The following is a 24,937-nucleotide window of genomic DNA, read 5'->3' on the forward strand; positions in this document are numbered from 1 at the left end:
TTTTGTTTTGACAGGGTTTGGTAAGTACAACATGAAGAACATCCTCGCCATTCAGTCCCACGTTGTGTTTGGACATGCTGGCAACAGCGCTGCGGAATTTCCGATGCGCCGCCTCGGCGTTAACGTCTGGCCCCTCAATACCGTCCAGTTCTCGAATCACACCCAGTACGGTAAATGGACCGGCTGCGTAATGCCGCCGTCGCATCTGACGGAAATCGTTCAGGGGATTGCGGATATCGACCAGCTTAAACGCTGCGATGCCGTACTGAGCGGATATCTGGGTTCGGCGGAGCAGGGGGAACATATCCTCGGCATTGTGCGCCAGGTGAAAGCGGCAAACCCCGCGGCGAAATATTTCTGCGATCCGGTGATGGGACATCCGGAAAAAGGCTGCATCGTAGCGCCGGGCGTTGCGGAGTTTCATGTCCGTCATGCATTGCCCGCCAGCGATATTATTGCCCCCAACCTGATTGAACTTGAGATCCTGTGCGAGCATCCGGTCAACAGCGTAGAAGAGGCTGTAAGCGCCTCTCGCGAGCTGATCGCCCAGGGGCCAGAGATTGTGCTGGTTAAGCACCTGGCACGCGCAGGGTTGAGCCAGGACCGTTTTGAAATGCTGCTGGTGACGAAGGATGAAGCCTGGCATATCAGTCGACCGCTGGTGGATTTCGGTGCACGTCAGCCTGTCGGGGTCGGGGATGTGACCAGCGGTTTGCTGCTGGTGAAGCTATTGCAGGGCGCGAGCCTGCGCGATGCGCTGGAGCACGTCACCGCAGCCGTTTATGAAATCATGATTGCGACGAAGACGATGCAGGAATATGAGCTCCAGGTCGTCGCGGCGCAGGATCGCATCGCGAAGCCGGAGCACTATTTTAGCGCAACGCAGCTTTAGAAAACGCCCGGCGGCGTTGCGCTTGCACGGGCCTACGGAATTTATAGGCCGGGTAAGCGTCAGCGCGACCCGGCAATCCAGGTCGCTCGGTTAATTCAATCCTTCCGCTTTCAGCGCCGCTGCCACCGCAGGACGCTCCGCCACGCGCGTCATATACGATGCGACATGGTCTAATCCTTCCATGTTCAGCTTAACCGCGCGCGCCCAGCGCAGAACGGTAAACAGATAGGCATCGGCGATGGTGAAACGCGAGCCACAGATCCACTGGTCGTCTTTCAGCGCGTCGTTAACGTACTGCAACTTTTTCTCCAGCAGCGAGCGCACGGTAGGTTTGTACTCTTCCGGCGTGTCCGGGCGGAACAGGGGCGTAAAGCCTTTGTGCAGTTCGGTGGCAATATAGTTCAGCCACTCCAGCGTTTTATAACGCGCAATGCTGCCGGTGGGGGCAAGGAGCTGACGATCCGGTACGTTGTCCGCCAGGAATTGCATAATCGCCACCCCTTCGGTCAGCAGGGTGCCATCATCCAGCAGCAGGGCCGGAACCTGGCCTTTTGGGTTAATCGCAAAAAAGTCATCCCCGTTTTCCAGACGCTTTTTCATCAGGTCAACGCCGTCCAGCGTGAAATCTTTACCGCTCTCGCGAAGCGTAATATGGGAAGCAAGAGAGCAGGCGCCCGGTTTATAGAACAGTTTCATCGGTAACTCCTTTTTGCTGAGGTTCCAGCTATGTTAGTGCGCGTTCGGATAAAAAAAAAGCCGCTAATCAATTAGCGGCTTCTGTTCAGTCGTTTCCCGATGACATTACGCGTTCGCGGTTTTGATCGCTTTAGCGGATTTGTCGTCGTCCTGGGTCATACGATTCAGTTTAGGTGCGGTCAGCAGCATCAGCACGGCAATCACGGCGGTCGCGATACCAATTTGCATGAACACGGTGCCGTAGACATTCAGGGAAACCAGCGGGTCGGTAACGTTGTCTGGTACCGCCATCAAATTCGCAATCTTACCTGCGATGATAGCCGCGCCAGCGGTGGTCAGGAACCAGCTACCCATGATGAAGCCCATCAGACGCTGAGGGACCAGCTGCGCAACCATCGCCAGGCCCAGACCGGAGATCATCAGTTCACCGATAGATTGCAGCGCATAGCTCAGGATCAGCCAGTTAACAGACACGATACCCGCGTCGGTGGCGAATTTCGTCCCGAGCGGCAGCACCAGGAATGCGCCAGAGCACAGCACCATACCGATAGCGAACTTGTGCGGCATAGGCAGACGGTCGCCCATTTTGTTATAGATAGCGGCCAGAATCGGGCTACCAATCATGATCCAGAACGGGTTCAGGGCCTGATACTGCTCCGGCTCGAACGCGATACCGAGGATGGAGTGCTCAACGTTGCGGATAGCGAAGAAGTTCAGAGACGTTGGCATCTGGCTGTACAGAACGAAGAAGATGATCGCTTCCAGCATCAGAATGAACGCCACAATCATCTTACGACGTGCCGCACCCTGCATCGCGAAGGCTTCTTTCGCGAAGATAATCACGATACCCAGCGCAACCACGCCCAGTACGGCACGTGCTACGCCCTGGTTATGCAGCAGCCATGTGGCGACAGCGGCCAGGATCACGATGCCGACGATGGTTGCCAGCAGTTTGCCCATGTGCACGGGTTCGAAGTCTGGTTTTGAACCATAATCTTTAACCCAGCTACGGCAGAACAGGAAGTTCACAACGGTGATCAGCATACCCACGAAGCTCAGCGCAAACGCTACGCTCCAGCCGAATTTGGCGGCCAGCCATGGGGTTGCCAGCATAGAGAAGAAGGAGCCGATGTTGATGGACATGTAGTACATGGTAAATGCACCGTCCAGACGCGGGTCATCTTTGCTGTAGCAGGTAGAGAGCAGGGAAGACGGGTTCGCCTTGAAGAGGCCGTTACCTACCGCGATGGTAGCCATGCCCATGTAAACCACACCTGCATCGTGCCCGGACCAGGCAACCAGCCCATAGCCAATCGCCAGAACAACGGCGCCCAGCATAATGACACGTTTAGTACCGAGAACTTTATCGCCTAACCAGCCGCCGATAGCGACCAGGCCATACACCAGGGCGCTGAAGGAAGAGAACAGGGTGATGGAATCGGCTTCAGACATACCCAGTTGTTTAACCAGGTAAACCGCCATGATCCCTTGCAGGCCGTAGTAGCCAAAACGTTCCCATAATTCGATCGAGAAAATGAGATAGAACGCTTTAGGCTGTTTGAAAGCGTTAAGACTTACGCTCTCATCTGTTGGTTTATTGTTTGCAGTAGACACATATACCTCTTTTTTTACATCCCATATTAACGGGGGTGTTCATAGCGTGATGACCGTAGTCCATCCGCTTTATAGTTATATTGGGAGGGGAAACGGCGGGTAATGTTCACTATCCAGCCCCATCTGGCAATACGTTTGTAATAATCTGTTACATATAACTCTGGCGGTATAATCATCGGTTCATGCAAATGTTATATAGCGTTAAATCTCATCCGTTCAAAATTGATGGTTTTTTTCACTGTAAACGACCCTGTTTAATGGCTGTATGGCGATATGTTCTGCTATTTTGGGTGATTAGCAGTGATATAGCCCATATTCTGAAAAATGACTGGTCTTATGTGCGGCGTGGAGTCGATGAATTCTTGCCTGACAAAGGGGTTGGGCGGGTTTTAACAACAAAAATCCAACATCAGGTTATCAGAGTGATCGCGATCACAGATGTATAGAAATTTTTGGTGATGAAAAAACTATTAACCTGTTTGAGTGTTAAATGACCGAAGAAACGACAATGCGTAAAGGCGAAAGAGAGAGCAATTTATGGTCAATCGGGAAGATATCAGAGCCCTTGTTAATTTTAAGGGCTTGAACAGGTAAGAAGTAAAGTGGTTTACGCTCAGGGATAGACTTTTTCTTTGTATTCGCAGAGATCTTCGATAATGCAGGAACCGCAGCGTGGCTTACGGGCAATACAGGTATACCGTCCGTGCAGGATCAGCCAGTGGTGGCAGTCCACCTTAAATTCCGCCGGGACCACTTTTAACAGCTTCTCTTCCACCTCTTCCACGTTTTTACCCGGCGCGAACCGGGTACGGTTAGAGACGCGAAAGATATGGGTATCCACGGCGATAGTCGGCCAGCCAAACGCCGTGTTCAGCACCACATTTGCCGTTTTACGCCCGACGCCCGGCAACGCTTCCAGCGCAGCGCGGTCTTCCGGGACTTCACCGCCGTGCTGCTCCAGCAGGATCCGGCAGGTCTTAATGACGTTTTCGGCCTTGCTGTTAAACAGGCCAATGGTCTTGATATAGGATTTCACACCTTCAATGCCCAGCTCCAGCATGGCCTGCGGCGTATTGGCGACAGGGTAGAGCAGGACCGTGGCTTTGTTGACGCTCACGTCCGTCGCCTGTGCAGAGAGCAGCACCGCGATCAACAGTTCAAACGGCGAGTTAAAGTTCAGCTCTGTCGTAGGATGAGGATTCTCATCGCGCAGGCGCGTCAGGATCGCAATGCGTTTCTCTTTATTCATACTGCTTTCTCGGGGATCCCTTCCTGTACGCTGCGCTCAGCGGCGCGGCGTTTACGTTTTTCATCAATCAGGTATTTTAACGCCAGCATCATCCCAAGGCCAATGAAGGCGCCAGGCGGCAGCATGGCCAGCAGGAACGGAGTGTCCGTATGGAACACCTCAATACGCAGCGACTTCGCCCAGCCGCCAAGCAGCGCGTCCGCACCGTCGAAGAGCGTACCGTTGCCCAAAATTTCACGCAGAGAGCCGAGGACGAACATGGCGGCAGTCGCGCCCATGCCGATGGAAAAACCATCCAGCGCGGATATGGCCGGATTGTTTTTCACCGCAAAGGCTTCAGCGCGGCCTACGACAATACAGTTAGTCACGATAAGCGGAATGAAAATCCCGAGCGACTGGTACAGGCCAAATGCGTAGGCGTTAATCAGCATTTGCACCACGCTGACCACCGACGCAATGATCATGACATAGATCGGAATACGGATTTCCGACGGCGTCCAGCGGCGCAAAACAGAAATGGAAAAGTTAGTCAGGGTGAGCACCAGCGTGGTCGCCAGCCCCAGCCCGAGCGCGTTGGTGGCGGTAGACGTCACCGCCAGCAGCGGACACAGCCCCAGCAGCTGTACCAGCGCGGAGTTGTTCTTCCAGAGACCCTGGACGATAACCTCTTTAACCTGGCTCATGGTCACTCCTCACAGGTGGAAAGATGATTGATCTGCGCGGGCAGCGTTTCGGCATACAGCCCGGCGCGCTTGACGGCGTTGACCACCGCGCGTGGGGTAATCGTGGCACCCGTGAACTGGTCAAACTCGCCGCCATCTTTTTTCACCGCGAAAGCAGGATCGTCTTCACCATGAATCATCTTTCCGGCGAAGTGTAAGATCCAGTCGCTTAAGCGTGTTTCAATTTTGTCGCCAAGGCCCGGCGTTTCGTGATGTTCCGTCACGCGCGTGCCCAGCACGGTGCCGGAAAAATCGCTGCCAACCAGCAGCTGAATCGCACCGGAGTAACCGTCCGGCGCGGTGGCTTCCATGACGGCACCCACGGGATTATCACCCTTGCGGGCAATATAAACGCGATGGGGTCCTTTACCGAGCTGCAGAGCCTGCACGACAAAGCAGCTTTTTTGCAGATCATTATCGTAGAGGTCGGATGGGATCACTTGATCGAACAGCGCCTTTTGCTGCTTCATTGCCTGCTCTGCAATGGTAGTTTTCGTCAGTTCATTTACCAGCGCGGTCAGCCCGGTGAGGGCGGCAGCGAAGATCGCCAGCGTAACGCCGTGTTTTTGCATTGTTTTTAGCATGGCGTGACCCTTAGCGATGACCGTACACGCGTGGCCGCGTGTAGTAGTCGATGAGCGGAACGGTGATGTTAGCCAGCAGCACGGCAAATGCCACGCCGTCCGGATAACCGCCAAAGCTGCGAATAAGCCAGACCAGCAAGCCCGCCAGCGCGCCGAAAATCAGACGACCACGGTTGGTGGTAGACGCGGTGACCGGATCGGTCAGAATAAAAAATGCCCCGAGCATGGTCGCGCCGGAGAGCAGATGGAGCTGCGGGCTGGCCAGTGACTCAGGTGAGATGACCCAGCCGAGCGTCGAGCAGACGGCCAGCGTCACCAGGAAGCTCACCGGAATATGCCAGCGGATTGCCTTCTGTTGCAGCAGGAACGCGCCGCCCAACAAATAGGCCAGATTGACCCACTGCCAGCCAGCACCCGCCAGTACGCCGCTGTAAATAGACGATTTCATCACCTGCTCCACGCTGTGTCCGGCACGCAGGGAGGTTTTGAAGGTATCGAGCGGGGTGGCCTGGCTGATGCCGTCCACGCCCATGCGAAGCGCGTTCATATCTGCGCCCAGCGCGGTGTGGCCGGTAAAGATAACGTGCAGGGCATCCATAAAGCCGGGGACGGTGGCGGCGATCTCATGCGGCGGCAGCCAGCTGGTCATTTGTACCGGGAAGGAGATCAGCAGTACCACGTAGCCAATCATCGCCGGGTTAAACGGGTTATGGCCCAGCCCGCCGTACAGCTGCTTGGCGATGATCACCGCAAACACCGTTCCCAATACCACCATCCACCACGGGGCGAACGGGGGAATGCTGATGGCCAGCAACAGGCCGGTCAACAGGGCGGAGTTATCGCTCAGGATGCGAGTCACTTCCATTTTGCGCAGCTTCAGGATCGCTGCTTCCGCTGCGACGGCACTGGCGCAACCCAGAACTAACTGGAAAAGCGTACCCCAGCCGAAAAACCAACACTGTACGGCAATACCTGGCAGCGCGGCCAGGCACACCAGCATCATAATACGCGATGTCTGGCGCTGGTTATGGGTATAAGGGGAACTTGCAATTCTGAAAACCATTTAATCCTCGTTAACGGCTTGCTGCGCGGCTTTCTTTGCCTGAACGCGCGCAATCGCGGCGGCGACTGCGGCTTTGCGTGGATCGTCGTTGGCGGCCGCAGGCCGTTCGTCCTGCTGTGCCGCTTTTCGTGCTTTGGCACGGGCGATGGCCGCTTCAACGGCGGCTTTACGCGGGTCGACAGGCGCTTCACTCTCTTCGGCTGGCTGAACCTGTGCCGCTTTTCGTGCTTTGGCACGGGCGATAGCGGCTTCAACGGCCGCCTTGCGCGGATCCGTCGCTTCCTGTTCAACCACCACTGTCTGCTGACCGGCCTTACGGGCTTTTGCCCTGGCGATAGCCGCTTCCACCGCCGCTTTACGCGGGTCGATATCGGCTTCCGGTTTGGCGTGTTGCGCTTTCTCCGCCTGACGCGCGCGAGCTTCGGCTTTACGCGCTTCGCGGGCCGCAATCGCTTCGCTGTTGTCCGGTCTTTCTCCCGGAGCGATCACAACCGTCTGGGCGGCGGTGGCTTTCTTCTCGCGCACGCGGGCCAGGGCTGCGTTAATGGCATCCTGATCTTTCGCCGCAGGCTGGACGGCAGCCTGCTTATGGCGTTCCTGACGGGCTTGTTTCTCGCGCTCCAGTCGCGCCTGACGCGCTTCAAAGCGGGCCTTCGCTTCAGCGGCACGTTTTTCTTCCATGGAGATGGCGTAGATTTCGGCTTTCTCCTGACGGAAGTATTGCACCAGCGGAATATTGCTTGGGCAGACCCAGGCGCAGGCACCGCATTCAATACAGTCAGCCAGGTTATGCGCCTGGGCTTTATCGTGCAGCTGGCCTTTGCTGTACCAGTACAACTGCTGCGGCAGTAAATCTGCCGGGCATGCGTCCGCACAGGCGCTACAGCGTATGCAGCCTTTCTCTTCCTGCGTTTCGCCCATCTCCGTTGGGGAAGGGGCGAGCAGGCAGTTGGTAATCTTCACCACCGGCACATCCAGCCACGGCAGGGTAAAGCCCATCAGCGGGCCACCCATAATGACCAGTTGATCGCTACCCGGGCAGAAGCCAGCCTGTTCCAGCAGATGACGCACCGGCGTACCCAGACGCGCCCAGACGTTGCCGGGACGGGAGACGGACTCGCCGGTCAGCGTGACGACGCGCTCGGTCAATGGCTCGCCGTCAATCACCGCACGTTTCACCGCGTAGGCGGTTCCCACGTTTTGCATCAGCACGCCGATGTCGGACGAACGGCCCCCGTGGGGGACCTGTTTGCCGGTCAGGATCTGCGTCAGCTGTTTTGCCCCGCCGGACGGGTATTTGGTCGGGATCACTCGCAGGGCGATATCGTGGCTGTCCGCCAGTACCGCACGCAGCATCGAAATGGCCTGCGGTTTATTGTCCTCAATACCGATCAGCACTTCGCGGGGTTGCAGAATATGCGCAAGAATGCGAATCCCTTCCACCACCTGCGCGGCACAGTCCTGCATCAGACGGTCATCGGCGGTGATGTACGGTTCGCACTCGGCGGCGTTGATGATCAGCGTTTCGATTTTATCGCCGCCGCCGTGAAGCTTAGCGCCGGTCGGGAAGCCTGCGCCCCCCAGACCCGCCACGCCGAACTGATGAATGCGTTCAATCAGCGCTTCACGACTGTGGGAACGGTAGTCGCTCCAGCCGTCACGATCGATCCAGCGGTCTTCACCATCGGCTTCAATGATCACGCTCAGCTCAGACAACGCCGACGGATGGGCAACGGTATGGGGGGCAACAGCCACCACCTTACCGGAAGTCGGGGCATGTATCGGCAACATCCGTCCGCGACCAAAGGTCAGCGGCTGGCCGCGAAGAACGCTATCGCCTTCTTTCACGCACAGTTCACCTTCCGCGCCGATATGCTGTTTTAGGGGCATAACGTAACGGGTCGCCAGCGGGATCTGGCGCAGCGGCGTGCCGTTAGACTGCGATTTCATCTCAGGCGGATGAATGCCGCCGTCGAAATCCCAGATCTTCTCTTTTCTGAAGGCAGAAAATAACTTAAGCATGTTGTTCCACAGGAATATTGCGAACCGGAATGGTCTGAAGGTCCCACTTCCAGCTTTCAGTAGTCGTTTCAACCGGGCGTAGTTCTATACACTGCGTCGGGCAGGGCGCCACGCAGAGATTACAGCCGGTGCACAGATCCGCCACAACGGTGTGCATCGCGCGCGTTGCGCCCACAATGGCGTCAACAGGACACGCCTGAATACATTTGGTGCAGCCAATGCAGTTGGCTTCGTCGATGACAGCAAGGGCACGAACGGGCTCCTGGGCCTGTTCATCGCCGTCGACAGGCTGGGGATCGACGTTCAGCAGGGCAGCTATTTTAAGCATGACCGCTTCGCCACCCGGTGCGCAGCGGTTGATCTTTTCGCCCTGCACGCCCACCGCCTCAGCGTAAGGGCGGCAGCCAGGGTAGCCGCACTGCCCGCACTGGCTCTGCGGTAAAAGTTCATCAATTTTTTCAACCACCGGATCGTCCTCCACCGCAAACCGGCGGGAGGCATAACCCAGAATGATGCCAAAGACGAGTCCCAGTACGCTGATGGACGCGATGGCAATCCAGATAGCACTCATTACAACTTCACCAGACCACTAAAGCCCATAAAGGCCAGAGACATTAAACCTGCGGTCACCAGAGCGATGGCGTTACCGCGAAACGGCGCGGGAATATCCGCCGCGGCCAGACGCTCGCGAATCGAGGCGAACAGGACCATAACAAAAGAGAAACCGACCGCCGCGGAAAAACCGTACAGCGCCGATTGCAGGAAATTATGCCCAAGGTTGATATTGAGCAGCGCCACGCCCAGCACCGCGCAGTTGGTGGTGATGAGAGGCAGGAAAATGCCCAGCAGGCGATACAGGGCAGGGCTGGTTTTCCGCACCACCATCTCGGTAAATTGCACCACAACCGCAATGACCAGAATAAAGGACAAGGTGCGCAGGTAGAGCATGTCGAGCGGGATCAGGATCCAGGTATCAATCAGCCATGCGCAAATGGAGGCCATCGTCATCACGAAGGTGGTCGCCAGCCCCATGCCCATTGCCGTCTCCAGCTTTTTGGAGACGCCCATAAACGGGCACAGGCCAAGGAACTTCACCAGTACGAAGTTATTAACCAGCACAGTTCCGACAAAGAGCAGTAAGTAATCGGTCATTATTTAGCCTGAAATAAAATAGCCGCCTATTATCGGATAAACGACAACAGGCCACAACAGGTTAACTGTAAGGTTATTACGGGTTGACAAAGGTCTTCTTAACGCGCGTCGAACGCTTGAAATAAGGGACCAGAAGCGCCGTCGCCAGTAGCGGAAACAGTAACTGGCGAACCGCCAGCGCGTCAGACACTGGCGAGAAAGCGAATGCTTTGACAGCCAGCAGCACGGAGACCAGCAGCCAGATAATGTAATGTTTCGGCACGCTTTTGCGGCGTTTGAAGAAGGCGATAGTCAGCCACAGCGTGTAGTACCACATCGCGATCGCGAAAACGAACGACACAAACCACGTTGCAATATTGAGCGCACTCTGGGACATCAGTGTCTGGATAGCATGAGGCGTAACCAGTGCGGTGGTGTATAGCAACAGCGCCAGCGAAGCGCTTAATAATGCCACCAGCAGCCATGCCAGCGGGGCGATTAACCAGCCCCCAATTCTCTCTCCAGGCAATGCGGTCATACGCTCTCCCATAGTCTGCGCGAAATGTTATACAGAAATTTGCAGGGCGGAGAGTATATAACATTTCACGCCGAAGGCTACTTTCTTATACAACGTAACGCCATACGGATTTAGGCACTTCCCCCACATTGAACAGACGACCGCCAGAGACCAGTTCGGCGCGACGATGGTCAGCAGCGCGGTACATATTGATGATGTCCTGATTATCCGACAGCGTGTAGTTCAGATGGTCAAACAGTTTTTCCAGGCTTTCAAGGGAATTGATCTTGCGAAATTTTAATAAATAGTCCTGAACTGTCATGTTAATAAGTTTCCATATAAAAGGGTAATACCCATAAAGGTAATGCGTTCGAATAATAAACGGATTAATAAAGACGTAAACTGTCCACTCGGGTAACGCGACGAAATTAGGAGTTTTCTTTGCGAAGAATCAGGCATCAGCAGATGCCTGGAAGAGAAGGGTAACCCCGTTCATTACGGCTGGCAATACGTACCATGACGTAATGTGTCACGCTTTATGACGACACGGCTTACTTTTGTTGTGCGACAGTAACAGGCTCCGGCGGCTGGTAGTTATCGATATGGCTGGCAATGCCGAGCAACACGACTGAAACCCCAAGGACAATCCATCCCGCTAATTCAATGATTCGATTAATTATTGACGACATAATTTGTGTTTGTAATTTATCCATAAATACAGATTACAAATGTTACAGCGCCCTTTTCGCCAGAGCAAGCGCTTTGGGAACGATTCCCCGAACCCATATACACACTTTAATGCGAGGTAACAAAAAACGCTGTCGCAAGATGCTATTTTAACTCACAGGGCACATTATTAATGTGTGCGTTAAGCACAAGGCCAGTGATAAATAAGCGCACAGCGAGGGGGCAAACGATGAGTGAAAACATCCGCGTCGGTCTTATTGGCTACGGGTACGCAAGCAAAACCTTTCATGCACCGCTGGTTGCCGGCACGCCGGGAATGGAACTGGCGGCTATCACAAGCAGCGATGAGACTAAGGTCCGCGCCGACTGGCCAGCCGTGCCGGTGGTAACGGAGCCTAAGCATCTGTTTAACGATCCTAATATTGACCTTATTGTCATTCCTACTCCTAACGACACTCATTTCCCCCTGGCGAAAGCGGCGCTGGAGGCAGGTAAACATGTTGTTGTCGATAAGCCCTTCACCGTGACGTTGTCACAGGCGCGCGAGCTGGATGCGCTGGCGCGAAGTCTGGGTCGGTTATTATCGATCTTTCACAATCGGCGCTGGGACAGCGATTTCCTGACGGTTAAGGCGCTGATAAACGAAGGTACGCTCGGCGAAATTGCCTTTTTTGAGTCGCATTTCGATCGTTATCGTCCGCAGGTGCGAGATCGCTGGCGCGAGCAGGCGGGACCGGGTAGCGGCATCTGGTATGACTTAGCGCCGCATCTTCTCGATCAGGCCGTTCATCTGTTTGGTTTGCCCGTGAGCATGACGGTCGATTTAGCGCAGCTCAGGCCGGGGGCGCAGACCACCGACTATTTCCATGCCATTTTGAGTTATCCGCAGCGGCGCATTTTGCTGCACGGGACAATGCTTGCGGCGGCGGAATCGGCCCGCTATATCATTCACGGGGCGCGCGGCAGCTATGTGAAGTTCGGCCTGGATCCGCAGGAAGAGCGCCTCAAAAATGGCGAACGCTTACCGCAGGAGGACTGGGGCTACGACATGCGCGACGGGGTGGTGACGCGTGCGGAGGGTGAGGTACTGGTTGAAGAGACGGTATTGACCCTGCCGGGGAACTATCCAGCGTATTACGCCGCCATTCGTGACGCGCTGAACGGTTCAGGTGAAAATCCGGTTCCCGCAAGCCAGGCAATCCAGATTATGGAGCTGATCGAGCTCGGGATCGAATCTGCCAAACATCGCGCAACGCTCTGTCTGGCATAAGTGCCAAACGCTTTCGTAGGCCGGGTAAGCGCAGCGCCACCCGGCAGTAAAGAGGACTACTGAACAACTTTATCGCGCAGCGCCTGTTTCTCTTCAGGCGTCAGGAAGGCGATCTCCAGCCCGTTGATTTGCGCCTGACGGATCTGCTCGCGGCTCAGCCCGGCCTGTGGTGCGGCGATGTTGTATTCGTGAATAATATCCACGCCCTGAACCGCCGGATCGTCCGTGTTCAGCGAAGCCAGCACCCCGTGTTCGAGGAAGGTTTTCAGCGGGTGTTGCGCCAGCGACGCTACTGTACTGGTCTGAATATTGGAGGTCAGGCAGGATTCGATTCCAATACGTTGTTCGGCGAGGAAATCCATCAGCGCGCGATCTTCAATGGCTTTCACGCCATGACCTATACGTTCCGCACCCAGTTCACGAATGGCCTGCCAGATGCTTTCCGGCCCCGCAGCTTCCCCCGCATGAACGGTAATATGCCATCCTGCATCACGTGCGCGGTTGAAATGAGACAGGAACAGACTGCCCGGGAAGCCCAGCTCGTCACCGGCCAGGTCGATGGCGGTGATCTGGTCGCGATGCGCCAGTAATGCTTCCAGTTCCTGAAGACAGGCCGCTTCACCGAAGGTACGGCTCATAATGCCAATCAAACGCGCCTGAACGTCAAAGGTTTTGCAGCCTTCACGCACGCCTTCAATGACCGCTTCAACCACGCCCGCTACGGGGAGGTTGTGGGACATCGCCATATAGCCCGGGGAGAAACGCAGTTCAACATAGTGCAGGCCGTTACGCGCGGCATCTTCGATGTTTTCAAAGGCGACACGGCGACAGGCATCGACCGAGGCCAGCATCTTCACGCCCCAGTCGAGCTTGCTCAGAAAACTCACCAGATCCGGTTCGTTCGACGTGACCTGAACATGCGGGATCAGGGTTTCAAGCGTTTCGGCAGGGAGGGTTAAATTGAACTGGCGACCAAGATCGAGAATGGTTTGGGCACGAATGTTTCCGTCGAGGTGGCGGTGAATATCAGTTAAAGGCAGGCGTGTATCAATCATGGTCGCACTCTTTGCTGGTTAAAGTGCGCCATATTATAAAAACAAAACGGGGTAAAAAGCTATTTGCGCAAGGGAATATTCCGTTGCGCAAATGATTTACAGCAGAATGTTGATGCCGGCGATAAGGCGTTGAACGCCCTGTTCAAGCTTACTACGCGGACAGCCAGCGTTCAGACGCACATAGCCTTTACCTTCATCCCCATAGGTATATCCCGGCATGATGGCCACTTTTTGCTGATCAATCAGCACGTTTTGCAGCGTATTGTCATCAATGCCAAGCGGGCTGAGATCGATCCATGCCAGATAGGTGGCCTCGGGCGGTTGCCAGTTGAGTGTCGGAAATGCAGTATTCAGTTCGTCAGCAATGTAGCGCAGGTTTTCTTCGAGATAGGTCCGCAGCGCGTCCAGCCAGGGTTCTCCCTGTCGGTAGGCAGCAATGTGCGCGGTCAGCGCCAGCACGGAAGGGGAAGAGAGTCCGTCCCGACCTTTTAATGCATTCAGATAGGCGTTACGGCTGGCGTCATCGGCGATAAGCCCCCAGGCACCCGTCAGCGCCGGAATGTTGAAGCTTTTGGAACCCGAGGTCAGCAGCGCCCATTTACCGCGCGCAACCTCATTCCACGGGGTATGACGATGCGTGCCCCATACCATGTCCATATGAATTTCGTCGCTGATCACCGCTACGTCATAACGTTCACACAGGGCCGCCATTGTGGTCAGCTCTTCCCGCGTCCAGACTTTGCCGGTCGGGTTTTGCGGGCTACACAGCAGCAGCACCTTGTTTTCCGGTTTTGACAGCGCTGCTTCCAGCGCGGCCATATTGCCCTCCCAGCCATGCGCTGTTTTCTGCATCGGCACGGAAACAACGGTACGCTGGTTGCCTTCGATGGCTTTATAAAAGGCATCGTAAGCCGGGGTATGGACCACCACGCCGTCGCCAGGCGAGGACCAGAGGCGGATCAGCTCCGAGACCATATAAATGACCGACGGCCCATACACCACGGTTTCGGTATCAATCTGACTGTTAAAGCGTTGCCGGAACCAGTGCGCCACGGCGGCCAGAAATTCGTCATTTTTCCAGCGACTGTAGCCAAACACCCCGTGGTTTATTCGCTGGTGCAGCGCATCAGTAATGCAGGGGGCGGTGGCGAAATCCATATCAGAGATGGTGAAGGGCAGCAGGTCGGCAGCGCCAAAACGGTCAGCGACATAATCCCACTGGGTACACCAGGTGCCGTGTCGATCCACGACGGTTGAAAAATCAAACATGACGGTGCTCCGTAAAGTAAAACCCCCTCATGACGAGGGGGGCGAGGCATCAGGCTTCGACGGTTCGCATCAGGGTTGCCAGCTCATCCTTCACTGACTGTACCTGCGGGCCAATGACGACCTGCAAATTGTGTTGATTTAACTGTACCACGCCGATAGCCCGGTTAGCTTTAAGTGCGTTGGTATCCACTTTGGACATGTCCGCCACCGACAAACGCAGGCGGGTGATGCAGTTATCCAGAGAGGTAATGTTATCCGCACCGCCCAGCGCCGCCAGAATAGCCGGCGTGTTATATCCGGATTTCCCAACGGTACCAGCTACCGCCTGTTCAACGCTGGTGGCCGTATCGGTATCGCGGCCAGGCGTTTTCAGGTTAAAGCGGGTGATGGCGAAGCGGAAGATCCCGTAGTAAACCGCGAACCAGATGGCGGCCACAACCGGCACCAGATACCACTTGGTGGACAGACCGTGCAGGATACCGAAGACCACGAAGTCAATCACGTTACCGTCGGTGTTACCGATGGTCACACCGAGCACAGCCATCACGGTAAAGCCCAGGCCCGTCAGTACGGCGTGGATGAGGTACAGTACCGGCGCTACGAACAGGAACAGGAACTCGATAGGTTCTGTCGTACCGCCCACCACGCAGGCAATAACGCCGGAGATCAGCAGACCTTTAATTTTATGACGATTTTCCGGACGGGCACAGTGGTACATCGCCAGCGCTGCGCCCGGCAGGCCGCCGAGGAAGGCAGGCATTTTACCCTGAGAGAGGAAACGCGTCGCACTTTCAGAGAAGCCGTGAGTGGTCGGGCAGCTCAGCTGGGCCTGGAAGATGGTCAGCGCACCGCTAACGGAATGACCGCAAACGTCCATGGTACCGCCAGCTTCGGTAAAGCGGATTAGGGCAACCAGGATATGCTGTAAACCAAATGGCAGCAGCAGACGTTCACCCGTACCGAAAATCATCGGGCCGAAATCACCCGCGCCGTTGATAATGCGGCCGATACCGGTGATCCCCATGGCAAAAATCGGCCAAATCAGAGGGATGATCAGACCAAACAGACCCATCACAACCAGCGTAATGATTGGCACAAAGCGGGTCCCGCCGAAGAAGGCCAGCGCATCGGGCAGGCGGATGTTGTGGAAGCGCTCGTGCAGCATCCAGATAATCACCCCCGCGATCACGGCTCCAAGGATCCCGGTATCGATGGACTGAATACCAATCACGCTCTGAATGTTATTGGCTTTCAGTACCGCCGCGTCGGTCGTGGGCAGGATCCCTTTGGCAGTCAGCCAGAAGTTAACCGCAAGGTTCATGACCGCATAGCCAACGAAGCCCGCAAACGCCGCCACGCCTTTATTTTCGCGCGCCAGACCCAGAGGAATGGCGATACAGAACATTACCGGCAGGAAGCTAAAGGCAAAAGAGCCGACCTTGCTCATCCAGATGAAGATCGCCTGAAGTACCGGATTTCCGAGGAAAGGGATCAGGGTAATGACGTCGTGGCTGCTTAACGAGCTGCCGATCCCCAGCATGATCCCGCAAAAAGAGAGAAGCGCCACGGGCAGCATAAAGGTTTTACCCAGTTGCTGGAAAAACTCCCACAGCGATATTTTTTGTGCTGCTTTCGTCGTCATAAAACGACTCCTTAAATGGTAGAAAGAGATTTAACGACCTCGATGGGGCGAGAAGATAAAACGTTTTATCAAACTTTAGTGCGCGCTAAATCACATTCTCAGGCTTTTACTGGTAGTATAAAGATAACGTATTGATAAAACGTTTTAGCGATCTCATTATCAAGGAGTCACGCCACCACATGGCTGTAGCGAAAAAGATCACCATCAACGATGTCGCGCTGGCGGCGGGGGTTTCCGTCAGCACCGTTTCGCTGGTATTGAGCGGGAAGGGGCGCATCTCTCCTGCAACGGGTCAGCGCGTCAACGAGGCCGTTGAGCAGTTAGGCTTTGTGCGTAATCGCCAGGCGTCGGCGCTGCGCGGTGGGCAAAGCGGGGTGATAGGGCTGATCGTTCGCGACCTCACGTCGCCGTTTTATGCAGAACTGACCGCCGGGCTTACCGAGGCGCTTGAAGCGCAGGGGCGAATGGTTTTCCTGCTCCACGGTGGGCGCGAACCGGAGCAGCTGCTCTCCAGGCTGGATATGCTGCTGATGCAAGGGGTGGATGGGGTGATCGTGGCCGGCGCGTCCGGCGTGGGCAGTGAATTGTGTGAGCGCGCGGCGCAGAAAGGCGTACCGCTGGTGTTTGCCTCGCGCGCAAGCTATCTCGACGAAGCCGATACCCTTCGGCCAGATAACATGCAGGCCGCGCAAATGCTGACCGAGCATCTTATTCATCGCGGCCATCAGCGCATCGCCTGGCTCGGCGGTAAAAGCTCGTCCCTGACGCGTGCCGAGCGGGTGGGCGGTTACTGCTCCACGCTCATCAAATACGGCCTGCCGTTTCACAGCGAATGGGTGGTGGAGTGTGAATCCAGCCAGAAAAAAGCCGCGGAAGCCATCGGCACGCTGCTTCGCAACAGCCCGACGATCAGCGCGGTGATTTGCTATAACGACGTCATTGCGATGGGGGCGTGGTTCGGTTTGATCCGCGCCGGACGCCAGAGCGGTGAGGGCGGGGTAGAAACGTTCTTCGGCCATCAGGTGGCGCTGGGGGCGTTTGCGGATGTCGGTGAAAATGCGTTAGACGATCTCCCCATCGTCTGGGCGACGACGCCGGCTCGTGAGATGGGGTACACCCTGGCAGACAGGATCATGCAGCGCATTGAAAATACGGACGTGCAGGCTGGGCATCAGATTGTGGCTGCGCGGTTAGTGACGGTGAAGTAAACGCTTTGCTTGCACGGGCCTACAACGACTCAGGATCGGAGGCCGGGTAAGCGTCAGCGCCACCCGGCAATAAAAAACCCCTCATGCGAGGGGTTTTTCGTTTACTGCTGCGGTACTGCCGGCGGCGCTGCCGGTTCAGCCGGTGCCGGAATGCCCAGCGTCGGCATACCAAACATACCGACAAACTCTTCCAGCGGCATTTTGTCGCCGTTGAGCGTCACCTGGCCATTAGCATATTGCAGGCTGGTGGAAATGGTGTTGTCTTCCACCTTCGTGATGCGGAACATCTGGCCCATCGCCGCCAGGCCTTTCACCTGCTGGTTTGCCAGTTTGCCTGCATCATCTTCACCATAACCTTCCAGCTTCGCAATCTGCGTCATGAACTCGGTCGCCATATCCATCGGGATAGTCAGCTTGCTGTCGAGCGATTTCACGCTGCGGTCAACTTCCTGCGCCAGGGTCTGCGGTTCGCCGGTCGCAGCGGCCGGATCTTTCAGGAACAGCGACAGGTTGAAGTTGGTTTCGCCTTTGCCGTTTTTCCAGCTCAGTGGCGCAACGGTAATCACCGGCTCGCCCTTCAGCAGGATCGGCAGGTTATTAAACAGCACCGTCATCGCCTGCTGCTGGTACGCCTGCGGGTTCTGTTGCAGGGCGGCATCGGTCAGCAGAGCCTGGCTCTCTTTACTGTATTTCTGACTGAATTCATGCCACGCCTGGCCGTCAATGTTGCCGATTTTCAGAGACAGCTTACCGGTACCCAGATCCTGATTCTGTACTTTCAGGCTTTTCAGGCTGTAATCCAGCTGGGTGTTGATGCTTTTACCGTCTTTGGAGACGTCAGACTTACCGTCCAGATCCATGCCTTCCAGCACCGCCATCTCTTTGCCTTCGATCGCAATGGCGATCTTATCGAGGCTCAGTTTCTGGTCGCCGATACGCTCATCAAAATCGGTCATACGGCTATTGCCGCTGGCTTTAAGGTTGTTGAAGGTAAGCTGAACCTTCTGGTTATATTCATTGACTGAATTCACCAGGCCGCTGGCGGCATCGCCGGTCAGGGAGACATTCTTGCCGTCGCGATCGGCATCAAGCTGGAAATTACCGCCGCTGAAGGCGACTTTGTCGGTGCCTTGTTCGTAATTCAGGGCTTTCAGGTCGATGTCGGAATGCGTATCACCGGCATAGCTGATGCGGGTATTGATCTCAAACGGCGACTCATTTTTCGCCATATCGAAAATCGGCTTCGTCACCTCGTTATTCACCAGTACGGTTCTGGCGGATGCCATGGAGGGGATCAGGTTAAACTTTTTCAACTGCGCCAGCGGGAACGGACCGTGGCTGACCACTTCATCCAGCACCACGCTCTGGCCCGGTTTCAGCCAGGCGTTCTGATTACCCGCAACCGGCTTCACCACCACCTGCATATGGCTGGTAAACACGCCACGCTGGTAGTTCTGGTAGCTCAGCTCCAGACCTGCTTCAGGCGCGCTGCGCTTAATCTCGCTGTTTGCCTGCGTCATCATCTCTGCCAGACGGCTTTCCAGCTGTTTCCCGGTATACCAGGAAGCACCCGTCCAGATCACGCCTAAAGCAACAATCACTCCTACCGCTACGACCGATTTTTTCATTGCGATTATCCCTAAAATGAAACCAGGCGGTTAAAACCGCCTGGTGTTACAACGCCTGTTACTAGCTTAGCAAGAGTTGTTAAAAAATTCAGTAAGTCCCTAAAGCTTATTAAAAACACGCGCCAGGCGACCGGTGCCGCTCACCCGGACAGGCGACTCGTTGGCCGCGACAAAGGCGGATTCACCCGGCTTAAGCACCAGACGCTCGCTATCTTTATGCAACGTCGCTTCGCCTTCTACACAGAACAGGATCGCTGCGCTCTCCTGTGCAATGGCGGTTTCGTCTGCGCTGAGGTCGTGCAGCGAGAAGGCAAAATCGTCAACCGGAATCGGGAAGTCCAGCTCTGCGCCGTTTTTCACCGGCTGCGTAAGCAGCTCCGCAGCAGGTTTCGCCACGAACTTCACGTTGGCAACCAGCTCAGGGATGTCGATGTATTTTGGCGTCAGGCCCGCGCGCAGTACGTTATCGGAGTTAGCCATCACCTCCAGCGCCACGCCGTTCAGGTAGGCGTGCGGGGTTTCAGCGAACAGGAACATCGCTTCGCCCGGGTTGAGCTTCACCACGTTCAGCAGCAGCGGAGAGAAGAGACCGCTGTCGTCCGGATAAAACGTGGAAATTACGCGAATGGTGTCCCATGGCTCACCCTGCTGGCTGTTCAGCGCGGCTTTCAGCACCGCCAGCGCGTGGGATTTTTCCTCGCCCTGCATATTCAGCAGGCTGGCAAACAGCTCGCTCAAGGCTTCTGCGTTCGGGTTTTCCAGGAAATGGGCGATCGCGTTGTGAGCCCCGGCGACCGGTTGCAGCAGGGAGATGATCTCGGAAAACTCGCGGAAGGCATTCATCGCCAGGAAAGGGGTCAGGGCGAAAACCAGTTCCGGCTTGTGGTTAGGATCTTTGTAGTTACGCTCTGCGGCGTCTAACGGAATACCGGCGGCATTTTCTTTGGCAAAGCCCAGCTCAGAGGCTTTTTTGTTCGGGTGAACCTGAATGGAGAGCGGCTGGTCGGCGCACAATACCTTGAACAGAAACGGCAGCTCACCAAAACGATTCGCCACTTTATCGCCGAGCAGTGCGGCTTTGTCGGCGTCGATGACGTCACGCAGGCTGCGAACCTGGCCGCTGGCATCTTCAATTTTTGAGCTGCTCTTCGGATGCGCGCCCATCCACAGCTCTGCCATCGGCAGGTTGTCCGGGTTGGCGATACCGTAGAGATCCGTTAACGCAGTTTTACTTCCCCAGGCGTAGTTTTGCACTGAGTTGATGAGTTTTTGCATTATCAAGCCCTGATTCATATGTGGAATTAACTCCGCGTATTAAAGCAATAAACCGAATGGAAGTAACCTGCGGATGTAAAAAGTCGTACTAGTCTCAGTTTTTGTTAAAAAATTGTGTAGGATAAGCTGACTCGCTTTTAAGCCGGGCAGCGGAACATCTGCCCTGAATAAACAGACCGAAGCAGTAAGTGAGAGAACAATGTCGAATAAACCCTTCCATTATCAGGATCCTTTCCCCCTCAGTCAGGATCAGACCGAGTATTACCTGTTAACCCGCGATTACGTTTCTGTCTCTGAGTTTGAAGGGCAGGAGATCCTCAAAGTTGACCCGCAGGCGCTGACGTTGCTGGCGCAGCAAGCCTTCCATGATGCTTCCTTTATGCTCCGTCCGGCGCATCAGCAGCAGGTTGCTGATATCCTGAGCGACCCGGAAGCCAGTGAGAACGATAAGTACGTTGCCCTGCAATTCCTGCGTAACTCTGATATCGCGGCGAAAGGCATTCTGCCGACCTGCCAGGACACCGGCACGGCGATTATCACCGGTAAAAAAGGCCAGCGCGTCTGGACCGGCGGCGGTGACGAAGCGGCGCTGGCGCGCGGCGTTTACAATACCTACACCGAAGACAACCTGCGCTATTCGCAAAACGCGGCGCTGGATATGTACAAAGAGGTGAACACCGGCACCAACCTGCCTGCGCAGATTGACCTCTACAGCGTCGACGGTGACGAGTACAAATTCCTCTGCATCGCCAAAGGCGGCGGTTCAGCCAACAAAACCTATCTTTACCAGGAAACCAAAGCGCTGCTTACCCCGGGCAAGCTGAAGAATTATCTGGTCGAGAAGATGCGCACCCTCGGCACCGCGGCCTGCCCGCCGTACCATATCGCGTTTGTGATTGGCGGTACGTCTGCCGAAAGCACCCTGAAAACCGTTAAGCTGGCCTCAACCAAATACTACGATGGCCTGCCAACGGAAGGTAACGAACATGGTCAGGCGTTCCGGGACGTGCAGCTTGAGCAGGAACTGCTGGCCGAAGCGCAGAATCTGGGCCTGGGCGCGCAGTTTGGCGGCAAATACTTCGCGCATGACATTCGCGTGATCCGCCTGCCGCGCCACGGTGCTTCCTGTCCGGTGGGCATGGGCGTCTCATGCTCGGCGGATCGCAACATCAAGGCGAAGATCAACCGCGGCGGCATCTGGATCGAGAAGCTGGAGAACAACCCGGGCAAATATATTCCTGAAGAACTGCGTAAAGCGGGCGAGGGGGAAGCGGTTCGCGTGGACCTGAATCGTCCGATGAAAGAGATCCTCGCGCAGCTTTCGCAGTATCCGGTTTCAACGCGCCTTTCCCTGAACGGGACGATTATCGTGGGCCGCGACATCGCCCATGCGAAGCTGAAAGAGCGCCTGGACAACGGCGAAGGGCTGCCGCAGTACATTAAAGATCACCCGATCTACTACGCAGGTCCGGCAAAAACGCCTGATGGATATGCTTCCGGCTCGTTAGGCCCAACCACGGCGGGCCGTATGGACTCCTACGTCGACCAGTTGCAGGCAAACGGCGGCAGCATGATCATGCTGGCGAAAGGCAACCGCAGCCAGCAGGTGACGGACGCGTGCCACAAGCACGGCGGCTTCTACCTCGGTAGCATCGGTGGCCCGGCAGCGGTGCTGGCGCAGGGCAGTATCAAGAGCCTGGAGTGCGTGGAGTACCCGGAACTGGGTATGGAAGCGATCTGGAAAATTGAAGTGGAAGACTTCCCGGCGTTCATCCTCGTGGATGACAAAGGTAACGACTTCTTCAAACAGATCCAGTCTTCCCAGTGTTCGGCGTGTGTGAAGTAATTCTGTAAATTGCCGGGTGGCGCTGACGCTTACCCGGCCTGCATTCTCGTAGGTCGGGTAAGGCGCAGCCGCCACCCGACATCAAAAAGAGCGCACAAAGCGCCATAACGTTTCTCAGAAGTCATCAATACTTATCTCTTAAGCATGTGAGCAATCCCATCTTTGTTAACAAGGAGTAAGTAATGACAATGCATCGCCGCGAGAAAGACTCCATGGGCGCCATCGACGTCCCGGCCGACAAGCTATGGGGCGCACAAACCCAGCGTTCGCTGGAGCATTTCCGCATTTCGACAGAGAAAATGCCCGTCTCGCTAATCCAGGCGCTGGCGTTGACCAAACGCGCTGCCGCCAAAGTCAATCAGGATCTGGGCCTGCTGGATGCCGATAAAGCCACCGCCATCATCAATGCCGCCGACGAAGTGCTGGCGGGCAAACATCCCGACGAATTCCCTCTTGCCATCTGGCAGACCGGCTCAGGCACCCAGAGCAACATGAACATGAACGAGGTGCTGGCGAACCGCGCAAGCGAGCTTCTTGGCGGCGTGCGCGGCATGGAGCGCAAGGTCCACCCGAACGATGACGTGAACAAAAGCCAGAGTTCCAACGACGTGTTCCCGACGGCCATGCACGTGGCGGCCGTCATCGCAATCCGCGAGCAGCTTATCCCGCAGCTCAACGTGCTTAAATCTACGCTTAACGAGAAAGCGCAGGCCTTCCGCGACATCGTTAAAATTGGTCGTACGCACCTTCAGGACGCCACGCCGCTGACGCTTGGTCAGGAGATCTCCGGCTGGGTGGCAATGCTGGAGCACAATCTTAAGCATATCGACAACAGCCTGCCGCATCTGGCGGAGCTGGCGCTCGGCGGGACGGCGGTGGGCACTGGCTTAAACACCCATCCCGAGTACGCGGTGCGCGTGGCCGAAGAGCTGGCGAAGATCACCGGGCAGCCGTTTGTTACCGCTCCGAATAAATTCGAAGCGCTGGCGACCTGTGATGCGCTGGTGCATACCCATGGCGCGCTGAAAGGGCTGGCGGCCTCGCTGATGAAAATTGCCAACGACGTGCGCTGGCTGGCCTCCGGCCCGCGCTGCGGCATCGGCGAAATCAGCATTCCGGAAAACGAGCCGGGTAGCTCCATTATGCCGGGTAAAGTGAACCCGACCCAGTGCGAAGCCATGACCATGCTGTGCTGTCAGGTGATGGGTAATGACGTGGCGGTTAACATGGGCGGCGCGTCGGGTAACTTCGAGCTTAACGTCTATCGTCCGATGGTGATCCACAACGTACTGCAATCGATTCGTCTGCTGGCCGATGGCATGGAGAGCTTTAACGAGCACTGCGCGGTGGGCATTGAGCCTAATCGCGAGCGAATCAGCCAGCTGCTGAATGAGTCTCTGATGCTGGTAACGGCGCTGAACACCCATATTGGTTATGACAAAGCGGCCGAAATCGCTAAAAAAGCGCACAAAGAGGGGCTTACCCTGAAAGCCTCTGCGCTGGCGCTGGGCTACCTGACGGACGCCGAGTTTGATGCCTGGGTCCGCCCGGAAGCGATGGTGGGCAGCCTCAGATAATCACTGCGCCACATACAGGTGCAGCCGCGGAATAATCAGCTGTAGCGGCTGCGCCTGGGGTTTATAGCGATGCTGAACGTTTTCAGCATCGTAATTCAGCAGTTCCCCGATATCCGGCACCACCGCACCCTGATCGGCATCGTAGAGCGCAATCAGCGGCGTCGGGCAGGCGTATTGCACCTGCTTTTGTTGTCCGGCGTACCAGACGCGGGCGATAGGCTGTACCTTCACCGGACGCTTTATTTTAAGACGGGTATCAGCTGGCAGGGAGGCAATGCTGTGGTACTCCTGCTCCAGCCGTTCAATCCACTGTTCCCGCGACCACGGGGCGACCGTTCGCGGCGATTTCAGGCTTTTCTCCAGCTGAGCCAGGATCTCATCGCGCGTGAAATTTTTAATGATGTGCTTGTTGGCCCAGCCGAAGCGCAGCGTGGCGGGGTGGCGCAGTACCGTCAGCGTGCGGTAAGCATTCAGGGTGATCAGCCCCGGAAGCTGGCGATGCACCCATTCAAAACGGGCAGCCGGCGCCAGCCCGGACTCAACGGTTACAATCTTCTCAAAGGCGGCTTTCAGCGTATTGATATGCGTAATCTGCGCCTCAATTCCTTCACGCGTTGCGGCATCCGTTTGCAGGCAGATGACGCCGGGCAGGCGAACGGCGGCCTTACTGCTGCGATTTTCGGACTGCTGCTGGATGAAAAGGCGACGAAAGTGCTGCAACGTCATTTCCAGCGCCGCCTTGCCAATATGCTGCGTCACCTCAATGGTGTTCAGCGGGTCGTGCTCCGCGCCTTTCGCCACCTCGGGCAGGGAAAAGACGCGGGCGGCCAGCAGGCGGCAGTCCTGAAGTTGCCCCGTGAGGGTCAGTAACGCCTGCTCTATTTCCCGAAATGTGGTGTTAAGCCTTTCGATGAGATCGTAAGTTGCCATGGCAGCCCTTAATTAGTTACAACATACTACTGATATAGCATAACACGCCGGGTCAGGCCA

Annotated in this window: 23 protein-coding genes; 5 read left to right on the top strand and 18 right to left on the bottom strand. The window is 56.0% G+C overall.

From position 1 onward, the window contains the following. Positions 1 to 31 precede the first annotated feature (31 nt). On the top strand, positions 32 to 892 hold the full coding sequence (gene pdxY / locus INF61_RS05165) for a pyridoxal kinase PdxY (protein WP_015570669.1): 861 nt from the start codon (positions 32 to 34) through the stop codon (positions 890 to 892). A 90-nt stretch (positions 893 to 982) separates the two neighbouring features. Here the strand turns inward: pdxY and gstA are convergent, their stop codons facing one another. The 12 genes from gstA to blr all read right to left on the bottom strand — a co-directional run bounded on the left by gstA (position 983) and on the right by blr (position 11,167). Further along, entirely contained in the window at positions 983 to 1,588 is a 606-nt protein-coding gene (gene gstA / locus INF61_RS05170) for a glutathione transferase GstA (RefSeq protein ID WP_193547568.1), read from the bottom strand. 105 nt (positions 1,589 to 1,693) lie between these two features. After that, entirely contained in the window at positions 1,694 to 3,202 is a 1,509-nt protein-coding gene (gene dtpA, locus INF61_RS05175; RefSeq protein ID WP_003857596.1) for a dipeptide/tripeptide permease DtpA, read from the bottom strand. Between the two features lie 613 nt (positions 3,203 to 3,815). Then, positions 3,816 to 4,451, bottom strand: coding sequence for an endonuclease III (gene nth / locus INF61_RS05180; protein ID WP_193547569.1), 636 nt, complete (start codon positions 4,449 to 4,451; stop codon positions 3,816 to 3,818). Continuing rightward, the gene (locus INF61_RS05185) at positions 4,448 to 5,134 is read right to left on the bottom strand and encodes an electron transport complex subunit E (protein WP_003857592.1); all 687 of its coding nucleotides are present in this window, start codon (positions 5,132 to 5,134) and stop codon (positions 4,448 to 4,450) included. The genes nth and INF61_RS05185 overlap by 4 nt, the downstream gene beginning before the upstream one ends. Before the next feature lie 2 nt (positions 5,135 to 5,136). Then, positions 5,137 to 5,757 carry an electron transport complex subunit RsxG gene (gene rsxG / locus INF61_RS05190; RefSeq protein WP_193547570.1) on the bottom strand — a complete coding sequence of 207 codons (621 nt, stop codon included), beginning with the start codon at positions 5,755 to 5,757 and terminating at the stop codon, positions 5,137 to 5,139. Between the two features lie 10 nt (positions 5,758 to 5,767). Beyond that, positions 5,768 to 6,820 carry an electron transport complex subunit RsxD gene (gene rsxD, locus INF61_RS05195; RefSeq protein ID WP_015570666.1) on the bottom strand — a complete coding sequence of 351 codons (1,053 nt, stop codon included), beginning with the start codon at positions 6,818 to 6,820 and terminating at the stop codon, positions 5,768 to 5,770. After that, positions 6,821 to 8,842: an electron transport complex subunit RsxC gene (gene rsxC / locus INF61_RS05200; RefSeq protein ID WP_015570665.1), complete on the bottom strand. Its 2,022-nt coding sequence runs from the start codon at positions 8,840 to 8,842 to the stop codon at positions 6,821 to 6,823. Next, entirely contained in the window at positions 8,835 to 9,413 is a 579-nt protein-coding gene (gene rsxB / locus INF61_RS05205) for an electron transport complex subunit RsxB (protein ID WP_015570664.1), read from the bottom strand. The genes rsxC and rsxB overlap by 8 nt, the downstream gene beginning before the upstream one ends. Beyond that, complete coding sequence (gene rsxA / locus INF61_RS05210) at positions 9,413 to 9,994, bottom strand: electron transport complex subunit RsxA (protein ID WP_000133206.1); 582 nt, start codon at positions 9,992 to 9,994, stop codon at positions 9,413 to 9,415. The genes rsxB and rsxA overlap by 1 nt, the downstream gene beginning before the upstream one ends. Positions 9,995 to 10,070: 76 nt before the next feature. After that, positions 10,071 to 10,511 (bottom strand): DUF2569 domain-containing protein, encoded by a 441-nt coding sequence (locus INF61_RS05215; RefSeq protein WP_015570663.1) that lies wholly within the window; start codon positions 10,509 to 10,511, stop codon positions 10,071 to 10,073. An 85-nt stretch (positions 10,512 to 10,596) separates the two neighbouring features. Next, a complete protein-coding gene (gene ydgT, locus INF61_RS05220) occupies positions 10,597 to 10,812 on the bottom strand; it encodes a transcription modulator YdgT (RefSeq protein WP_000217941.1) in 216 nt (71 codons plus the stop codon). Positions 10,813 to 11,041: 229 nt separating this feature from the next. Then, positions 11,042 to 11,167, bottom strand: coding sequence for a division septum protein Blr (gene blr / locus INF61_RS05225; protein ID WP_151884424.1), 126 nt, complete (start codon positions 11,165 to 11,167; stop codon positions 11,042 to 11,044). Positions 11,168 to 11,406: 239 nt separating this feature from the next. Between blr and INF61_RS05230 the strand changes: the two genes are divergently transcribed. Next, the gene (locus INF61_RS05230) at positions 11,407 to 12,447 is read left to right on the top strand and encodes an oxidoreductase (RefSeq protein ID WP_193547571.1); all 1,041 of its coding nucleotides are present in this window, start codon (positions 11,407 to 11,409) and stop codon (positions 12,445 to 12,447) included. A 56-nt stretch (positions 12,448 to 12,503) separates the two neighbouring features. On the opposite strand, the gene add is transcribed toward INF61_RS05230, so the two are convergent. The 3 genes from add to malX all read right to left on the bottom strand — a co-directional run bounded on the left by add (position 12,504) and on the right by malX (position 16,413). Beyond that, the gene (add, locus tag INF61_RS05235) at positions 12,504 to 13,502 is read right to left on the bottom strand and encodes an adenosine deaminase (protein WP_193547572.1); all 999 of its coding nucleotides are present in this window, start codon (positions 13,500 to 13,502) and stop codon (positions 12,504 to 12,506) included. Positions 13,503 to 13,598: 96 nt separating this feature from the next. Beyond that, positions 13,599 to 14,771 carry a MalY/PatB family protein gene (locus INF61_RS05240; RefSeq protein ID WP_193547573.1) on the bottom strand — a complete coding sequence of 391 codons (1,173 nt, stop codon included), beginning with the start codon at positions 14,769 to 14,771 and terminating at the stop codon, positions 13,599 to 13,601. A gap of 49 nt (positions 14,772 to 14,820) precedes the next feature. Beyond that, positions 14,821 to 16,413: a maltose/glucose-specific PTS transporter subunit IIBC gene (gene malX / locus INF61_RS05245; protein ID WP_023324552.1), complete on the bottom strand. Its 1,593-nt coding sequence runs from the start codon at positions 16,411 to 16,413 to the stop codon at positions 14,821 to 14,823. Positions 16,414 to 16,592: 179 nt separating this feature from the next. On the opposite strand from malX, the gene INF61_RS05250 reads away from it, so the two are divergent. Beyond that, a complete protein-coding gene (locus INF61_RS05250; protein WP_193041999.1) occupies positions 16,593 to 17,621 on the top strand; it encodes a Mal regulon transcriptional regulator MalI in 1,029 nt (342 codons plus the stop codon). A gap of 101 nt (positions 17,622 to 17,722) precedes the next feature. Here the strand turns inward: INF61_RS05250 and INF61_RS05255 are convergent, their stop codons facing one another. Beyond that, positions 17,723 to 19,249 (bottom strand): YdgA family protein, encoded by a 1,527-nt coding sequence (locus INF61_RS05255; RefSeq protein WP_193547574.1) that lies wholly within the window; start codon positions 19,247 to 19,249, stop codon positions 17,723 to 17,725. A gap of 99 nt (positions 19,250 to 19,348) precedes the next feature. After that, positions 19,349 to 20,524: a mannose-6-phosphate isomerase gene (manA, locus tag INF61_RS05260; RefSeq protein ID WP_032670035.1), complete on the bottom strand. Its 1,176-nt coding sequence runs from the start codon at positions 20,522 to 20,524 to the stop codon at positions 19,349 to 19,351. A gap of 199 nt (positions 20,525 to 20,723) precedes the next feature. Between manA and fumA the strand changes: the two genes are divergently transcribed. Both fumA and fumC read left to right on the top strand, forming a co-directional pair. Then, entirely contained in the window at positions 20,724 to 22,370 is a 1,647-nt protein-coding gene (gene fumA / locus INF61_RS05265; protein ID WP_193547575.1) for a class I fumarate hydratase FumA, read from the top strand. 182 nt (positions 22,371 to 22,552) lie between these two features. Further along, on the top strand, positions 22,553 to 23,947 hold the full coding sequence (gene fumC / locus INF61_RS05270) for a class II fumarate hydratase (protein ID WP_017693543.1): 1,395 nt from the start codon (positions 22,553 to 22,555) through the stop codon (positions 23,945 to 23,947). On the opposite strand, the gene tus is transcribed toward fumC, so the two are convergent. Continuing rightward, positions 23,948 to 24,877 carry a DNA replication terminus site-binding protein gene (tus, locus tag INF61_RS05275; RefSeq protein WP_023296464.1) on the bottom strand — a complete coding sequence of 310 codons (930 nt, stop codon included), beginning with the start codon at positions 24,875 to 24,877 and terminating at the stop codon, positions 23,948 to 23,950. Positions 24,878 to 24,937 lie beyond the last annotated feature (60 nt).

It is taken from the genome of Enterobacter cloacae complex sp. P18RS, from assembly GCF_014982105.1.
In the GTDB taxonomy this organism is placed as follows: Bacteria; Pseudomonadota; Gammaproteobacteria; order Enterobacterales; family Enterobacteriaceae; genus Enterobacter; species Enterobacter hormaechei_C.

What these genes read in the sequence shown, in the direction of transcription:
- INF61_RS05250 (WP_193041999.1), top strand. Translation starts at nt 16,593, where the DNA reads ATGGCTGTAGCGAAAAAGATCACCATCAACGATGTCGCGCTGGCGGCG.
- ydgT (WP_000217941.1), bottom strand. Translation starts at nt 10,812, where the DNA reads ATGACAGTTCAGGACTATTTATTAAAATTTCGCAAGATCAATTCCCTT.
- INF61_RS05255 (WP_193547574.1), bottom strand. Translation starts at nt 19,249, where the DNA reads ATGAAAAAATCGGTCGTAGCGGTAGGAGTGATTGTTGCTTTAGGCGTG.
- fumC (WP_017693543.1), top strand. Translation starts at nt 22,553, where the DNA reads ATGACAATGCATCGCCGCGAGAAAGACTCCATGGGCGCCATCGACGTC.
- rsxD (WP_015570666.1), bottom strand. Translation starts at nt 6,820, where the DNA reads ATGGTTTTCAGAATTGCAAGTTCCCCTTATACCCATAACCAGCGCCAG.
- rsxB (WP_015570664.1), bottom strand. Translation starts at nt 9,413, where the DNA reads ATGAGTGCTATCTGGATTGCCATCGCGTCCATCAGCGTACTGGGACTC.
- INF61_RS05240 (WP_193547573.1), bottom strand. Translation starts at nt 14,771, where the DNA reads ATGTTTGATTTTTCAACCGTCGTGGATCGACACGGCACCTGGTGTACC.
- malX (WP_023324552.1), bottom strand. Translation starts at nt 16,413, where the DNA reads ATGACGACGAAAGCAGCACAAAAAATATCGCTGTGGGAGTTTTTCCAG.
- INF61_RS05230 (WP_193547571.1), top strand. Translation starts at nt 11,407, where the DNA reads ATGAGTGAAAACATCCGCGTCGGTCTTATTGGCTACGGGTACGCAAGC.
- nth (WP_193547569.1), bottom strand. Translation starts at nt 4,451, where the DNA reads ATGAATAAAGAGAAACGCATTGCGATCCTGACGCGCCTGCGCGATGAG.
- rsxG (WP_193547570.1), bottom strand. Translation starts at nt 5,757, where the DNA reads ATGCTAAAAACAATGCAAAAACACGGCGTTACGCTGGCGATCTTCGCT.
- add (WP_193547572.1), bottom strand. Translation starts at nt 13,502, where the DNA reads ATGATTGATACACGCCTGCCTTTAACTGATATTCACCGCCACCTCGAC.
- rsxC (WP_015570665.1), bottom strand. Translation starts at nt 8,842, where the DNA reads ATGCTTAAGTTATTTTCTGCCTTCAGAAAAGAGAAGATCTGGGATTTC.
- rsxA (WP_000133206.1), bottom strand. Translation starts at nt 9,994, where the DNA reads ATGACCGATTACTTACTGCTCTTTGTCGGAACTGTGCTGGTTAATAAC.
- tus (WP_023296464.1), bottom strand. Translation starts at nt 24,877, where the DNA reads ATGGCAACTTACGATCTCATCGAAAGGCTTAACACCACATTTCGGGAA.
- manA (WP_032670035.1), bottom strand. Translation starts at nt 20,524, where the DNA reads ATGCAAAAACTCATCAACTCAGTGCAAAACTACGCCTGGGGAAGTAAA.
- pdxY (WP_015570669.1), top strand. Translation starts at nt 32, where the DNA reads ATGAAGAACATCCTCGCCATTCAGTCCCACGTTGTGTTTGGACATGCT.
- INF61_RS05185 (WP_003857592.1), bottom strand. Translation starts at nt 5,134, where the DNA reads ATGAGCCAGGTTAAAGAGGTTATCGTCCAGGGTCTCTGGAAGAACAAC.
- INF61_RS05215 (WP_015570663.1), bottom strand. Translation starts at nt 10,511, where the DNA reads ATGACCGCATTGCCTGGAGAGAGAATTGGGGGCTGGTTAATCGCCCCG.
- gstA (WP_193547568.1), bottom strand. Translation starts at nt 1,588, where the DNA reads ATGAAACTGTTCTATAAACCGGGCGCCTGCTCTCTTGCTTCCCATATT.
- fumA (WP_193547575.1), top strand. Translation starts at nt 20,724, where the DNA reads ATGTCGAATAAACCCTTCCATTATCAGGATCCTTTCCCCCTCAGTCAG.